Source organism: Pseudidiomarina halophila (assembly GCF_003987215.1).
Taxonomy (GTDB): domain Bacteria; phylum Pseudomonadota; class Gammaproteobacteria; order Enterobacterales; family Alteromonadaceae; genus Pseudidiomarina; species Pseudidiomarina halophila.
Genome location: NZ_PIPW01000002.1, coordinates 231001 through 245343 on the forward strand (window position 1 = coordinate 231001; position 14343 = coordinate 245343).

The window sequence follows — 14343 nt, forward strand, 5'->3', positions numbered from 1 at the left end:
TTCGCAATATACGCTGTGGCGTAATAGTTGAATATATACGCTTAAGCGCAAAGATAGTAGGTTTACGCCACGGCGTAATTTGTGCTTCTTCAAGCTGTGATGTTAAGGCGAGCTACAATGAAGTACGGCTCAATTACTCTCCGAAGTGGCGGTGCAGCTAAAGGTCAAAATTAAACTGAAAAAGCAGTGGAATGTAATTTTGTCCCAATTTGGACACACAGGAAACCTCTGCCTCCGGAGTATACCCCAACGAAAAGTGGTTAAGTGGCACCATACCTAGGAAAGTGGTTTTATCAGGTGTGGCGCGGCTTACAGACGATTTTTGATGAGGCCATTTAGCCAGGTATTTCAACTTTTGAGGCCAACAAGCTGCAAAACATGACACATCGAACTATGCCAAAAAGGACACTTAGCCAAAAATGCATCGGATTTAAGGCCAACAAAAGTTTTCGGAGGTAACTCCGAACAAAAAGCGCATGAAAAAGACTATAAAAACCGCGCCAAATTTGAAATAAAACTGAGTAAATGTGCTACCTTAAGCCCATAGGGCTTAAGGCAAGGGGTACGGGGTAAAGTGGTTTAGGAAGAACACGACGCGCGTTATGAATTGAGAGCTTCCTTAAGTTTGTTATAAGCTATCCGGTGCCTTTCCTCACTCATTTTTTGGAGGTTATTCAGTTTCCAACGAACAGCAGGCAACTGCTCAATATTCGCAATTCCGAGTAATGACCAATCCGGTTTGCGTGACTTAAACGTCAAAAGAAACGACCTCTCCTCGTCAGTAAATGTAGCATGCATACGTTTTACAATTTCCTCACGCGCAGCCATAAGCTCCACCAGCGGGACATCAATGTCCGCCATCGACTTAAATTCCCCCTCATAAAGGGCAGCAATATCTTTGAAATTGGGTCGTAATAATTCCGAAATAGGACGCGGGTGGCTGATCATATAAACAATTAACGCTTTACGAATATCATCAGTGAGGCCTTCATTATCCAAGAGTAGTTTGACGTCAAACAAGTCCCTAGGGTGTTGCCGATCGAGTGCGGCGCAAATTTTACCAGCATAGAGGTCGGCAAAACTGACCACTGAAATTTCCGCGAACCCGAATTCATTTTCAACCGCTTCAGTAACATTCAAAGCGGTTGATTCGTAGACCGTTCCTCGAAGAACAGGTGACAGTTCTATCTTTATCTGAGCCTTTCTACCGCCAACATCACGCTCGACCAATAAACGGAGCGCGTCCTTTTTAACTTCAAATGAGCGTATGACAGTCACATCTTGCAGCTTTGCTGTGAGGTTCCTCGCTATTTGCTCCAGATGACTTGTGATCGTTTGAAGTGCCTCACCCCGATCCATCATAGGTAAAAAGACGAGGTCAATATCAACCGACAGCCTTGGAAAATCTCTGACAAATAGGTTAATCGCTGTACCGCCTTTGAGCGCAAAACAGTCATGAGCCGCAACAAATGGTAACACCTGCATAAGCAACTGAACCTGGCGATAATAAATACTATTTCTATCCATGATAATTTACATCTCCTTGGGAACCGTAATTTGCCATTTGTTTTCCAGGCGACCATTTACCGCTACGACTCTCTTACCTGCCCCTAAGTCGTAATCCTCTGACTTCAAGTATTTAAACCAAGGCTGTTGATTACGCTCCGCTAACCAAAAAAATAACCGTTTCACTTTTACATTAAGACAGCCTTTCAACAGCGTATCCAACTTACGAGGTGACAAGTTATGTAACCCCTGAAGAAGCGCGTCAGCATGCTCGAAACTGACGTGCTTAGGCACCTCGTTGAGTACTTCCAGATAGGCTTTTTCAACACACGAATACGTTATTTCCGGCAAACCTTTTGCCCATTCATAATGACGGAACACACTTTGGTCGAGCAGTAATGACTCAGGCCACAGGCGCTTCGTGCCATGCCATGCAAAAGTAGCTCCCACATCTATCTTATTAACCCATGCCGGGAGCTTGTCGGAAGAATATAAGTTAACTATAGGATTACCACGTTTGTTTACGAAATGGCTTACGCCGTTTACCGCTAACGCACTCAACCCACCGACATGAACAGGAAGCTTAGCCATTTGCTGCAGTGAAGCGACCACGCCCTGCCAAGTCGGACGGGCTTCATCTCGGTAATAAACACCGGGAACGGCTACGACTAAGGCCCCTCTTCGAACGGAATTGTCGATGTAATGCAAACTTAACCCCTGCTCTTGTAGCCAGCGTTTCGTTGCGACCATACCAAGCGGAAGTTTTTGCTTTAGCGTTTTGCCTGCTTCGTGATTTAGCATGTGATGCTCTTATTGGTTTAAAATACTATCTATATACGTTAATTGTTGACGTGGATTTAATATTAGTCAAACTGATTTGGTTTGATAATAAAACTAAACACGCCGATAAACAACGTATATTTGTTATTTATCAAACTGTTTGAACTCAACAACATCGTGCAGCAGACATAAATAGCACGCATGTAGCTGTATGATTTTTGTGCTTGTTGAGGTTAGCTAACTCTTGTATCGTCCTAAATAGAAACGAATTCAAAATGGATGTGCGTCAATCCGCTACCAACGTCAAGGAGAGTTATGTTGGAGATCTATGAAAGAGTAATTGTTGCTAACGATCAATCATGTACTTCTGGTATGTATTAGCCCCCATTTAAAACGGACACTCATTAGTTAAGCGATAGGCTTAGACCTATATTTAAGGAGTGTCTATGGAGCGTATAGAAATTTTCACTGGCGAACAACGCCGTCGTCGCTATACTCCGCAGGAGAAAGCAAAGTTTGTTGCCATGACCATGCAACCCGGTTATTCGGTATCGCTGGTGGCCTGTCATTTAATGGAAATCTCATCGATGTCATGGTTCTATTCTTGGGGGAGAGGTCAAGTTGAACCGTCCCCTTTCAGCACAAACAGGCGCACTGCAGCTAAGCTTTGCATACGATGCGCGCGGTAATGTGATAGCGAAGACAGATGGACAGAACCAAACGACTTCGTATGAGTATGATGCGCACAACCGTCTCATCAAAGAAACGGCACCGGATGGCAGCACCGTAGAGTTCAGCTACAACGCAAATGGTCATTTGACCGAAGTGACCGATGCAAAAGGCAATATCACTAGCTACACCGTGAACGCCTTTGGTGATGTGCTTTCGCGTACAAGTCCCGACACCGGCACTACAACGTACGGCTATAATGCAGCGGGGCAGTTAACACTAGTGAGCCGTGCGAACGGGACAAGTACCGCACTCAGTTACGATGGTATCGGTCGTGTGACGCAACGCAGCTCTGGCGATGTCAACGAAACATTCAGCTACGATAACTGTAGCTATGGCGTGGGTAAGCTGTGTCATACCACCGACCGCGCGGGCTCCACAGATTATGACTATACCGCAGCAGGTCAACTGGCGAGCATGACGCGAAGCATTTTAGGTGCGAGCTATACCACACAGTGGGTGTACGATGATGAAGGACGTGTGGTTGAAATCAGCTATCCATCGGGTATCTTGGTGGACTACGAATATGACGGTATGGTTGTGAAACAAGGGCGCCCGTCAGCGGTCTATGTGACGATAAACGGCGTCCGAGAGCCGGTAATGACGATGCTCAATCATGAAGCCTTTGGACCGTTGCGTTATGGCACCTATGGTAATGACCTGAGCGCGTTTCGGCAGTATACGAGCGGTTATGAGTTAAAGTCATCCTACGTGGGCGGCGGTTGGGCACCATTGACCACTGAATATCAGAACTTTTACTTTCAAGCACCGTACATCTCACAAGCTAAGTTGGCGTATAACAGCGCTGGCAACATCGTCAGCATTGAAGATGTGTTAGGCTCGAAGCTCGATAGCTTTACCTACGATAATCGTTCGCGCTTGACGCAGCGTAAGCGTAATGGCAACTCGCTAGAAGTCTACAATTACGATGCCAACGGCAATCGCACACGATTTAACAATGAGTACTATAGAGTCGATGCCGACAGCAACCAACTGACCGGGCACCGTGTCGGCGCCAGTGGTAGCTATGCATCGATATGGAGTTATGACAATGCAGGTAATCAGCTGCAAAAAGAGACCCACACATGGACCTATGGCGGTGATAATCGCGTACGCCGGCTGACACGCTCATCAGGGTTTTATTACGAAAACTGGTATGACACCAACGGGCAACGGGTCGCCAAGAGCTCAACGACGACCGACTGGCACTTTTTGTATGGCCAAAGCGGTGAGCTGCTGAGTGAAACCAAGAACGGGCCACATGTGAAAAGTTATATTTGGCTTGAAGGCGAGCTGGTTGCGCTTGTTTATAATGATGACTTGTACTTTGTCCACAACGACCATTTAGGTCGCCCGCATAAGGTAACCGATGATGCGAAAGCGGTGGTTTGGGAGGCAGACTTGCAAAGCTTTGACCGCAGTGTCATCAGTACGAGCATCGATGCATTGAATATCGGCTTCCCCGGTCAATACTGGGACAGCGAGAGCGGTACATGGCAGAACTGGCATCGTGATTACGACCCAAGTACGGGGCGCTATATTCAGTCAGATCCGATTGGGTTGAGCGGTGGGATGAATACGTATGCATATGTGGGCGGAAATCCTCTTATATTCGTCGATCCATTCGGTTTGGCCAAGATTTGCTACCGTCCTTTAGACACTTGGGCGACGCCCGTGGTTGTTGGTAGAAGAGGGAGTCAAGCCGATATAGACAACAATATCATCGGACACCAACAGATCATCTACGAAGATGATTTAGGCGGCGATATAGGCTTTGGTCCTGACGGCTTGATTATCAATGAAGGTCGTAATGAGGAATACTCTCAGTGCGAAGGTGGTTATAATGACGAACGAATGAGAAAAGCCGTAACTATGACATCTCCCGGAGATTACTCTTTGTTCTTCGGGGACAATAACTGCCAAGACTATGTAGACAGAGTGATCGATAACTACAATAAGCTGGGGGACTAACAATGAAAATCGCGATTGTTTTGATCCTAGTGACTGTTGTATCCGTCATAGGGCTCCCATATATCTATCGAATACTTGATCTGTACACGGCAGATCACGAGAAGTTTCTGCCATTTGCTCAAGCGAGCGCCACTGAAAATTTATACAAACTTGATTTTGCACCACCGCGCTCAGGGTATTTTGAGGTTGGATTACTATCCAAGGATGGGGTTTCGGTCGAAACTTTGCAGACACTATCGATAACTGGTCATTTAAAAATAGAGCGTGGTCTAGATGTATTATGGGAGATGGAAATAGATAAACCTCTTCATTTTCGGTCTCCCAATAATTCTGAAATAGTTAACAAGGCAATTCTATTTCAGTTTCCCGTTAACACGCTGATCAATAGTACACCATTGAAGATAAGCTATCAGTCTGAAAGTGACGAACCTAATACAAAGTTCCCTATAATTTATGTTTCGATTAGCGCAGCGTACTAGGATACGAGGGCGGAACATCGGCTTGGTTCCAGGCATCCTGCCTTGGCACCTATGGTAATGACCTGAGCGCGTTTCGGCAGTATACGAGCGGTTATGAGTTGAAGTCATCCTACGTGGGCGGCGGTTGGGCGCCATTGACCACTGAATATCAGAACTTTTACTTTCAAGCACCGTACATCTCACAAGCTAAGTTGGCGTATAACAGCGCTGGCAACATCGTCAGCATTGAAGATGTGTTAGGCTCGAAGCTCGATAGCTTTACCTACGATAATCGTTCGCGCTTGACGCAGCGTAAGCGTAATGGCAACTCGTTGGAAGTTTACAATTACGATGCCAACGGCAATCGCACACGATTTAACAATGAGTACTACAGAGTCGATGCATACAGCAACCAATTGACGGGACACCGTGTAGGCGCCAGTGGTAGCTATGCATCGATATGGAGTTATGACAATGCAGGTAATCAGCTGCAAAAAGAGACCAATACTTGGACCTATGGCGGTGACAATCGCGTACGCCGGCTGACCCGCTCATCAGGGTTTTATTACGAAAACTGGTATGACACCAACGGGCAACGGGTCGCCAAGAGCTCAACGACGACCGACTGGCATTTTTTGTATGGCCAAAGCGGTGAACTGCTGAGCGAAACCAAGAACGGGCCACATGTGAAAAGCTATATTTGGCTTGAAGGCGAGCTGGTTGCGCTTGTTTATAATGATGAATTGTACTTTGTCCACAACGACCACTTAGGTCGCCCGCACAAGGTAACCGATGACACGAAAGCGGTGGTTTGGGAGGCAGATTTGCAAAGCTTTGACCCCAGCGTTCTGAGCTCCAGCATTGGTGCACTCAATATCGGCTTCCCCGGCCAGTACTGGGACAACGAGAGCGGCACATGGCAGAACTGGCATCGTGATTACGACCCAAGCACGGGGCGCTATATTCAGTCAGACCCGATTGGGTTGAGCGGTGGGATGAATACGTATGCGTATGTGTCAAGTAATCCGCTTGTAAGTACAGACCCAACGGGACTTGTTCCGTATAAGAATTGCCTAGCGGATGCCCCTCCACCAAGTCCGTTCGGTACAAACATCGATAACAACATTTGGGAAGCGAGAATTAGGGGGCAGATGTCATCTGTACCTGGTCAATATTTATGGTTTTATGGAATGGTGAAAAATGGTGGAAGCTGGGATTATAAACAACAAGGACGTCAATATCAGGATTTTGGTAACTTTAACTACGGCGCTACTGCCGAGGCTCTCGGTATACCCTCTGATGTCGCCGACAGGGCTGCGGGGATTGCTCAAATAAGAGCTGGAACGTCTGTTTCAGCATGGGGAAATCCGTTGGGTGGGTTTCCTTATGGCGACGATCCAGCGGACCAAATACAGATACAGAAGGGAAGGCAATACTGTCAATGCTCTCAGTAATAAAAAAGTATTTGATCACTGTTGGGATGTCGGGCCTTCTCTTTGGGTGTGGCCAACCATCTACTCGGATTGCATATCACCTTCCACTCTCGCAGTACAACGCAGAGGCCTTGATTCTTGAAGAAAACTACGGAGCCACAACGTCTTTCGTTTATAAGTTATACATATGCGATGAAGAGAGAGTCGGCATGAGCAAGTGCGGTAAGGAGTTGCTTGTTGTTGATAAGCTTCATTTGAGTGAAATCGACGTCAGATTAGGTGGTGAGACATTGATAGTGTCGTTACCTGACATTGCTAGAGTTCATCATTTTAGTAATTTTTGGTATTCGAAGGGTAACCCACTACAGCATCCTGTACCCATTGAACTTGAATTTAGAACGGCAAATACTCTAAATGTTCGAGAATAGGCTGCTAGATTAGACAGCTGACATTATGGGACGTCGGTGTTGATCAGGGTGAATGCGGCAGTTAGCAACTTTGACGCCGCATCTGGCACTCTAGGAGTTATGATGGTTGTTGCGGTCGGGACATGTGGAAGCTTGCTAAGATGAAAAATCCATTGTCGCCATTTGGTACGTTTGTCGTGAGTGTGACCTTTGTTCTCGTTGCTTCGCACTTGCTTTTGAAATATGCGGATGGCGCGCGGTTTTGGCTGCAACAAGAACTTGCGCCGGTAACTGCAGAAAGCCATACAATTTTGCAAGAAATACTTGGGATACACTACATAGTTACTTCGTCTTCTAAACTCCATTTTTCGTCCAGTCCATATTATTTCACACCATTTGACGCAGTTTATACTTGGCGAAAAATGACCGAAACTACGAGTTATCAAGCTTGCGCGCGGAGGTCGAGTTCATGTGTTCCCTTGGTTGTTTTTGATCCATTCACAAATGGTGCCGCAGCGTTTGAGTTTTCGGCTGAAATGATGCAACACGGCTACCCTGGTGGAAATGTCTACTATTGTATTGGGGGGCAGCTGGCGATTGGCGCTGAAGCAATAGAGAAAGTTGAATTCAGTAGTCGGCAGGTAACGATGTTAACGTTCTCAACACCAAGTGGCGACTATATGGTTCTCGGCTTGCCCGAAAAACAATTGGAAAAGTGGAGAGGACGGTGTTCATAGCACTTAAATACAAACGAATATAAAACCAGCGAGGTGCGCTACAGACCATTAAAAATGGCGCACCCGACAGGAGTCGAACCTGTGACCTCTGCCTCCGGAGGGCAGCGCTCTATCCAGCTGAGCTACGGGTGCGCATTAAATAGGAAGTGAATCCGCCTGCGAACAAGCAGGCGGGAATTCTAGGGAAAAACCGCGGCATTGTCTACCCGCTTAGCCACTCTTTAGCGGACTTTTTATCGTCGAGGCTGAAATACCTAACCTCGGAAGATGTAAAGAAATCGGTCGCTTTAGCAGCATTTTCAAGCCATTTCTTGTCACCGACCAAAGCCATCTTGCCGTAGTCTTTAAAGTGCGCTGCATCGATTTTGAGGTCTTCCCATAACCCCTTCATTTCATAGCCGTGGAAGTCGTGAAACTCCAGATAGAAATCTACTTTGAGATCCTTCTCGACAATACCGTCAATAAGTGCGTGAATTCGCTTCATGTCTTGTTGGGTGGCTTTACCGGTGAATTTAACGGCAATCAGGTTTTCTTTATCGCTATCCAATATATCGATCATAACGAGATCTCCCTCTTTATATATGCACGCTTAAACTATAGATGATGTTAGCTAATCATGAGCGGCAAACAGGAATAATCACTTGTTTTCGCGGCACCCCTAAGGCATGTTAATTTGATTCGGACCTTCAGTATATGGAAGAGGTTAGGTTGATGAATATGTTTGCTCAGGGGTATTTGATTGTAGGCGCTGCTACTCTGATCTTGGTGCTGTTGGCGATGCTGGTGCATTATGAAGCGTCGTTCCGTTTAAGACGCATGTTGCAACGCAATCAATCGTTGCGGCGCCGGGCGCGCATCATGATTCTGCTGGGTGGACTGTTTCTTGCCCATGTTGCCGAAGTGGCTTTCTTCGGTATCGGTGGTTGGCTGTTGATAAGCTTTGCCGATACGACCATAAACGGCTCCCTTGGCGGCCTTGAGGCTAGCCCCGAGCTGGCTGACTTTCTGTTTCTCTCAATTGCCAGCTACACCACAGTCGGATTCTCCGAGGCGTACCCGCTCGGGCCCATACGCTTTTTGTTCGGTATTGAAAGCTTAATAGGCTTCATGTTGATTACCTGGACAGCGTCATTATCCTTTCTTGAGATGCAGCATCACTGGCAGAATATGGAAGAAGACAAATAATCTGCCTCATATCCCCGCTCAGTCACTTGTTTTCTGGGCTCTGTTGGGGCATGTTTGTGCGCAGTTTTTTATATGTTTTGAGGAAGTAATCTATGACGATGAAGAAAAACCTGGTGGCGCTGATGTTAAGCACTGCCTTGATGGGCGGTTACGCGCTAAGTAGCGAGGCTCAGGCGCAGGCTTTGTTTAGCGATTATGTGAAAACACAGCATAAGTTTGAGCATAAGCACATGGATGACGTCGATGTGCTGGTACTGCTGGCAAGTGAGTCGGCTGATGGCACTATTGAACTGCCGCAGATGTGGGACGAGCAGGCGCGCAGCATTATCCAACAGGCGCTAAAGCTGGAAGACTTCACTGGCAAGCAAGGGCAGCAGGTTGAACTGCTGGCATTGCCGAACTTTTATGCCAAACGCTTGTGGGTGGTTGGGATAGGTGATGACTTGCAACGCGCCGATGCCGAGAAGCTGGGTGCCGGGCTGGCGTCGCAGCTAGATGAGAAAACTGGCTCCGTTGTTGTGCATGCAAAAGGCTTAAGCGATGCGCAAATTGCCGCTGCGGCACATGGCATGGACTTACGTAACTATCGTTTCGATAAGTATAAGAGCGAGCCAGCAGAGCGCCCTGATTACACCGTGCATTGGCATGGCAACAACGGCGATGCTGCAGCAGAGGCTTATCAGGCAACGCAACCTCTTGCCCATGGCGTATTTGTGGCGCGCGATATCATCAATTTACCGGGTAGCGATGGTTATCCGCAGGCGATCGCGGAGTTAGCCCAGACCGCAGTAAGCAATTATGACGTCAAAGCAACGGTGTATACGCCTGAGCAAGTGCAAGAACTCGGCATGGGATCTTTGTATGGTGTCAGCGCAGGTAGTCAGCATAAGTCGCACTTACTCGTGGTCGAATACCAGGGTGGCGGTGATGAAGCGCCGATTGCGCTGGTTGGTAAGGGCAACACCTTTGATACTGGCGGCTATAACCTGAAAACATCGGGCAGCTCAATTGTTCGTATGCAAACCGATAAGGCCGGTGCTGCAGCAACGCTTGGTGCGGTAATGGCATTGGCGGGTAAAGATGCTGCGATTAACGTGGCTGCGGTATTGCCTTTGTCGCATAACCTGATTTCTGGCAGCGCAACTTTGCCGGGCGACGTGCTTGTTGCGGCAGATGGCACACGCATTGAAGTGGTGAACACTGATGCAGAAGGTCGGCTGATCCTGGCAGATGGTATCTGGTATGCGCGTGACCGCCTGAAAGCACGTGCGATTGCGGATATTGCGACCTTAACGGGTTCGAAAGTCGGCGCTTTGGGTACCGATTATGCTGCGGTATTTTCGGAGCATGACGAGTTGTTGGCAGCGATGAAAACCGCCGGCGACGAAACCGGTGAGCTGGTGTGGCAACTGCCGCTGGGGCCTTATGATGGCATCATCGACAGCTGGTTGGCTGATGTGCAAAACGTTGGCTCGCCAGGGGCACAGGCGGGTGCGCGCTTCTTGCAGCACTTTGCAAAAGACACGCCATGGATCCACATCGATATGGCCGGTAACGCCTATAGCACTAGTGCTAAAGGTATCCATCCAGCCGGCGGTAATGGTTATGGTGTGCGCTTGTTAGCGGAGTGGGTTGAGAACTACAACGCTGCTGCGGAATAAAACACTATACATCAGTAAAAAAAGTGCGACCGTGGTCGCACTTTTTATTTCTGCGCTTTTTCTTCTGCACTAATGTGCAGGCTTTAATTAATCTTTCGTAGCTGTAAATTATGAAAGTCGAAACTAAAGTCAGTGAATGGTGCAACAGCTTCCATGGTCGCATTTTTGACTTTGTTGTCTCGCGACACCCCAAACTCGATAAAGGCATCCGCCTCTAACAGAGGCTCATTCCAGCGCACGATGAAGGTGTCGTCGTTGTAATGCTCCAGGGTACCCTCAAGCAGAACCGTCTCGGCGAAATCGACAGTAAGCTCATTGTCCGTTAATTTGATAGTAACGTTGCCGTACCAGTCGTCATTGTAGGTGCCAGCGTAGTTTTCCAGAGGCAGTGGTTCGCGCACCAGCTCGGGTTTTGTGAGTTTAAAGTCCGCTTTTTCCTTCATATACGCTTCATAATTCGCCAGCTCTTCCGCTACCCAGTCGCGATCGGTCAAGTTAAGCAGATCTTCCAGCGCTTCTTCGGTAATGGCGGTAAGCCCACCAAAGGCTTGTTGGTTGCTCAGCACGACCATGCCGAAGTTTTTCTCCGGAATCAGGGTAGTCAGCGACAACATGCCAAGAATGCCGCCGCTATGAGAAACGTGCTTCACGCCATGGTAATTCTTCACGAACCAGCCCAACCCCGCACCGCGGAAATTGGTGCCGTCTTTGCTTGCCTCGTCAGACACCGGCAAGGGTGTGGTGAGCTGCCACATCTGGCGCTGCGATTCGGCAGTGAACAGTCGCTCGCCGCTGGGGCTGACCCCTTGTTGCAGTTGCGTGATCAGCCAGTTACTGAGATCGTCAACGTTGGACGCCATAGCGCCGGCCGAGCTGAAATCTTCGAGGTAGTCGAGTGGAAAGCGGTGTAGTGATCCGTCCATTTCGATGGTACCAACCGCAACGTTCAGGTTGGACTCGGGAATGTTGGAGAAGCCGACCACGGTATCGTCCATATTGAGCGGCTGCAGAAAAGTCTCGGTAATGTACTGCGCGTAGGATTTACCACTGACCCGGGCGATGATTTCACCGGCGGTCACGAACATCAGGTTGTTATAGGCAAATCTCTCACGTAAACCGGCAGCGATAGGCACGTTTTTCAAGCCGGCAATGACTTCCGTTGGGCTTTTACCGGTTTTCGGCCAAATCATCAGATCACCGGCGCCTAAACCCAGGCCGGAGCGATGGCTGAGCATGTCGCGAATGGTTAGCTCTGCAGTAAGTGACGGGTCAGACAGCTGAAATTCAGGTAGGTAGTCGACTACTTTATCGTCCCAGTGCAACTTATTTTGTTCGACCAGGGTTGCGATCGCGGCGGTAGTGAAGGCTTTGGTGTTAGAGGCAATACCGAACAGCGTATCAGCGTTCACTGGCTCACCGGTGGCAATATCGCGTACACCAAAACCTTCCGCCAGAATGATTTCGCCATCTTTTACCGCCACTACAGCAATACCGGGAATATTGAAGGCTTCGAGGGTTTGCCTGGCGGTCGCTCGTATATCTCCCGCAGTCTGCGCCGCAACAGAAGCGCTGATAAAGGTTATTGCGCTGAGCAGAGTGAAGCTTAGCACCTTGAGCATTTTGTTCATGATTCAAGTCCTCGTGATAGCAAAAGCCAGAAACGTCCTGAATAAATTGGCCTCAGGTTTTAACCCAATCGAAAAGATCATGTTAAGACAGCGGTGTAAATAAAACCAGCGCCTATACTCAATGTTCAGTAATCCCATCTTGTGGAGATCGATATGAAAAAATTACTAGGCATTATTATGCTGGCAACCGTAGTTCCCTTTGCCGTTTTATCGAACGCCACTCTGGCTAATCCTTATCAGCAAAGCGAAGAGCAGGCGAAAGATTACGAGAAAGCCGACAAAGAGCGCGCTAAGGCGATGCGCGAAGCACATAAAGAGCAGGACAAAGCTGCTCGTGAAGCTCAGCACGAACAGAACAAAGCTGCTCGTGAAGCTCAGAAGGATCATGATAAAGCGATTCTTGAAGCCCAAAAGGACCATGACAAAGCGATGTTAGAAGCCGAAAAAGAGCGCGCTGAAGTTATCCGTGAACGCCGCAAAGCTGAAGACGAATTTTTGCGTGAACAGCGTAAAGACGAAGACGAGTTTCTACGCGAACAACGTAAAGAAAGAGAAGAGTTTTTGCGGGAACAGCGTAAAGCGAGAATGGAAGCAGAACGCGAAAGCGATAAAAAAGACAAAGAGAAAGCTAAAGACAAAGATAACGGCAAAGATAACGGCAACGGCAGAGACAATAGAGCCAATTACGCCAGTTATTAATTTCTATTAGTTAAGCTTGAGTAGCTAGTACAAAGCGATTGCGGCCACTGGATTTAGCGGTGTATAAGGCTTCATCAGCGGCCCGCAACAAATCGCCTAATTCGCAGCGACTCGAACGGCTGTGAATCCCGCCAATGCTCGCTGTGATTTTTAAGGTCTCGCCCGCGATGTTGAAGGTCGTTTTACCTATACGTTCACACAAACGGTAACTTATCAGCTCGGCCTGATTGCGGTCTACATCCGCTAATGCGACGGCAAATTCCTCACCACCTATGCGCGCAGCAACATCATTTTCGCGCAGATGACCCTGAATAACATCCGCAACCTGACGCAGGCATTCATCGCCAGCCGCATCACCGTAATGTTGATTGATGCTACTGAAGTGATCGAGGTCAATCACCAATACACAAAACGACCGGCGTTGAATGCGATTTTTCGCCAGCAACAACCCCGTGCGCTCAAGGAATGCGCGATCATTAAGCATGTGCGTCAAATCATCAAAATTGGTCACCTCAAGCAGACGCTTTTCACTCATCGCGAACGCGAGCAGCGGGAACAGAGCTGCCGTGGCTGTGGTTAATGCCAGGTGACCGATCAGCAGCCACTCGAATGATGGCGGCAGCATCACTACACTTTTCGCCGCTAAATTCTGTACCAACATGCCGCTCTGGGCGAGCATCAGTGCGCCGTGGGCGAGGAACAAAAAGAACAACATCCAGCGCATCAGCGTCGGTGCTTGTTTGATGCTCAGAATGTAAATCGAGGCATACAAATAGATCGCGGCGCACACCACAGAGGTAAAGGTTTGTGCATGTATTGGCGCAGTATAAAGCAGCACCAGGGGCAGCGCGCTATAACTCAGGACCAGCGCAACCAGCTTAAACGAAACTGGCCGTTGCATCTGAAATTGTCGTAATCCGTGCAATAGCAGCAGCGGCGTCAGGATAATCAGTACGTCAGCAACAAAAATCGTCAGCCATGCCTGATCGAAGTAGGTTTGCATGCCGGCGAGACCCACCGCGATGCCAAAAATGAAACAGGAAATGCCCCAGGTAAAAAAGCATTTCTGGGTTTTGCGAACCTCGTAAATGACCAGCATCAGCCCCCCTAACATGAGGTTCAGGCTGATGGCTGTAATGAACAACGTAG

The 14343-nt window shown here is 48.2% G+C and carries 12 protein-coding genes, 1 tRNA gene and 1 pseudogene; 8 read left to right on the forward strand and 6 right to left on the reverse strand.

Going from position 1 to position 14343, the window contains the following annotated elements; translation table 11 throughout:
* Nucleotides 1–600 precede the first annotated feature (600 nt).
* Together CWI69_RS07110 and CWI69_RS07115 are read right to left on the reverse strand one after the other, a co-directional pair.
* Nucleotides 601–1527, reverse strand: a complete 927-nt coding sequence (locus CWI69_RS07110; RefSeq protein WP_126763286.1) for a nucleotidyl transferase AbiEii/AbiGii toxin family protein — start codon at nt 1525–1527, stop codon at nt 601–603.
* 6 nt (nt 1528–1533) lie between these two features.
* Nucleotides 1534–2307: a type IV toxin-antitoxin system AbiEi family antitoxin domain-containing protein gene (locus CWI69_RS07115; protein WP_126763288.1), complete on the reverse strand. Its 774-nt coding sequence runs from the start codon at nt 2305–2307 to the stop codon at nt 1534–1536.
* 425 nt (nt 2308–2732) lie between these two features.
* On the opposite strand from CWI69_RS07115, the pseudogene CWI69_RS07120 reads away from it, so the two are divergent.
* From CWI69_RS07120 to CWI69_RS07140, 5 genes and pseudogenes are all read left to right on the forward strand, one after another.
* Nucleotides 2733–2849: pseudogene (locus CWI69_RS07120) on the forward strand (transposase); the annotation flags it as partial.
* Nucleotides 2850–2907: 58 nt separating this feature from the next.
* Nucleotides 2908–4986 carry an RHS repeat-associated core domain-containing protein gene (locus tag CWI69_RS07125; protein ID WP_126763290.1) on the forward strand — a complete coding sequence of 693 codons (2079 nt, stop codon included), beginning with the start codon at nt 2908–2910 and terminating at the stop codon, nt 4984–4986.
* A gap of 2 nt (nt 4987–4988) precedes the next feature.
* On the forward strand, nt 4989–5465 hold the full coding sequence (locus tag CWI69_RS07130; protein WP_126763292.1) for a hypothetical protein: 477 nt from the start codon (nt 4989–4991) through the stop codon (nt 5463–5465).
* Between the two features lie 98 nt (nt 5466–5563).
* Nucleotides 5564–6898 (forward strand): RHS repeat-associated core domain-containing protein, encoded by a 1335-nt coding sequence (locus tag CWI69_RS07135; RefSeq protein ID WP_126763294.1) that lies wholly within the window; start codon nt 5564–5566, stop codon nt 6896–6898.
* Between the two features lie 529 nt (nt 6899–7427).
* On the forward strand, nt 7428–8021 hold the full coding sequence (locus CWI69_RS07140; protein WP_126763296.1) for a hypothetical protein: 594 nt from the start codon (nt 7428–7430) through the stop codon (nt 8019–8021).
* A gap of 55 nt (nt 8022–8076) precedes the next feature.
* On the opposite strand, the gene CWI69_RS07145 is transcribed toward CWI69_RS07140, so the two are convergent.
* Both CWI69_RS07145 and CWI69_RS07150 read right to left on the reverse strand, forming a co-directional pair.
* Nucleotides 8077–8153: transfer RNA gene (locus tag CWI69_RS07145), tRNA-Arg, on the reverse strand.
* A gap of 70 nt (nt 8154–8223) precedes the next feature.
* Nucleotides 8224–8580 carry a SpoIIAA family protein gene (locus CWI69_RS07150; protein ID WP_126763297.1) on the reverse strand — a complete coding sequence of 119 codons (357 nt, stop codon included), beginning with the start codon at nt 8578–8580 and terminating at the stop codon, nt 8224–8226.
* Nucleotides 8581–8732: 152 nt separating this feature from the next.
* On the opposite strand from CWI69_RS07150, the gene CWI69_RS07155 reads away from it, so the two are divergent.
* Both CWI69_RS07155 and CWI69_RS07160 read left to right on the forward strand, forming a co-directional pair.
* Nucleotides 8733–9206, forward strand: coding sequence for an ion channel (locus tag CWI69_RS07155; protein ID WP_157984252.1), 474 nt, complete (start codon nt 8733–8735; stop codon nt 9204–9206).
* A 92-nt stretch (nt 9207–9298) separates the two neighbouring features.
* Entirely contained in the window at nt 9299–10867 is a 1569-nt protein-coding gene (locus tag CWI69_RS07160) for a leucyl aminopeptidase family protein (protein ID WP_126763301.1), read from the forward strand.
* 83 nt (nt 10868–10950) lie between these two features.
* Here CWI69_RS07160 and CWI69_RS07165 read toward each other — a convergent pair whose 3' ends face one another.
* Nucleotides 10951–12495, reverse strand: coding sequence for a serine hydrolase (locus CWI69_RS07165; protein WP_241971058.1), 1545 nt, complete (start codon nt 12493–12495; stop codon nt 10951–10953).
* Nucleotides 12496–12648: 153 nt separating this feature from the next.
* On the opposite strand from CWI69_RS07165, the gene CWI69_RS07170 reads away from it, so the two are divergent.
* Nucleotides 12649–13194 (forward strand): hypothetical protein, encoded by a 546-nt coding sequence (locus tag CWI69_RS07170; RefSeq protein ID WP_126763303.1) that lies wholly within the window; start codon nt 12649–12651, stop codon nt 13192–13194.
* Between the two features lie 10 nt (nt 13195–13204).
* Here the strand turns inward: CWI69_RS07170 and CWI69_RS07175 are convergent, their stop codons facing one another.
* Complete coding sequence (locus CWI69_RS07175; RefSeq protein WP_157984253.1) at nt 13205–14293, reverse strand: GGDEF domain-containing protein; 1089 nt, start codon at nt 14291–14293, stop codon at nt 13205–13207.
* Nucleotides 14294–14343: the final 50 nt, after the last annotated feature.

Bases quoted from the DNA above. Each gene is read 5' to 3' on its own strand.
- CWI69_RS07170 (WP_126763303.1), top strand. From the start codon at position 12,649: ATGAAAAAATTACTAGGCATTATTATGCTGGCAACCGTAGTTCCCTTT.
- CWI69_RS07165 (WP_241971058.1), bottom strand. From the start codon at position 12,495: ATGAACAAAATGCTCAAGGTGCTAAGCTTCACTCTGCTCAGCGCAATA.
- CWI69_RS07155 (WP_157984252.1), top strand. From the start codon at position 8,733: ATGAATATGTTTGCTCAGGGGTATTTGATTGTAGGCGCTGCTACTCTG.
- CWI69_RS07130 (WP_126763292.1), top strand. From the start codon at position 4,989: ATGAAAATCGCGATTGTTTTGATCCTAGTGACTGTTGTATCCGTCATA.
- CWI69_RS07160 (WP_126763301.1), top strand. From the start codon at position 9,299: ATGACGATGAAGAAAAACCTGGTGGCGCTGATGTTAAGCACTGCCTTG.
- CWI69_RS07175 (WP_157984253.1), bottom strand. From the start codon at position 14,293: ATGCTGGTCATTTACGAGGTTCGCAAAACCCAGAAATGCTTTTTTACC.
- CWI69_RS07110 (WP_126763286.1), bottom strand. From the start codon at position 1,527: ATGGATAGAAATAGTATTTATTATCGCCAGGTTCAGTTGCTTATGCAG.
- CWI69_RS07140 (WP_126763296.1), top strand. From the start codon at position 7,428: ATGTGGAAGCTTGCTAAGATGAAAAATCCATTGTCGCCATTTGGTACG.
- CWI69_RS07150 (WP_126763297.1), bottom strand. From the start codon at position 8,580: ATGATCGATATATTGGATAGCGATAAAGAAAACCTGATTGCCGTTAAA.
- CWI69_RS07115 (WP_126763288.1), bottom strand. From the start codon at position 2,307: ATGCTAAATCACGAAGCAGGCAAAACGCTAAAGCAAAAACTTCCGCTT.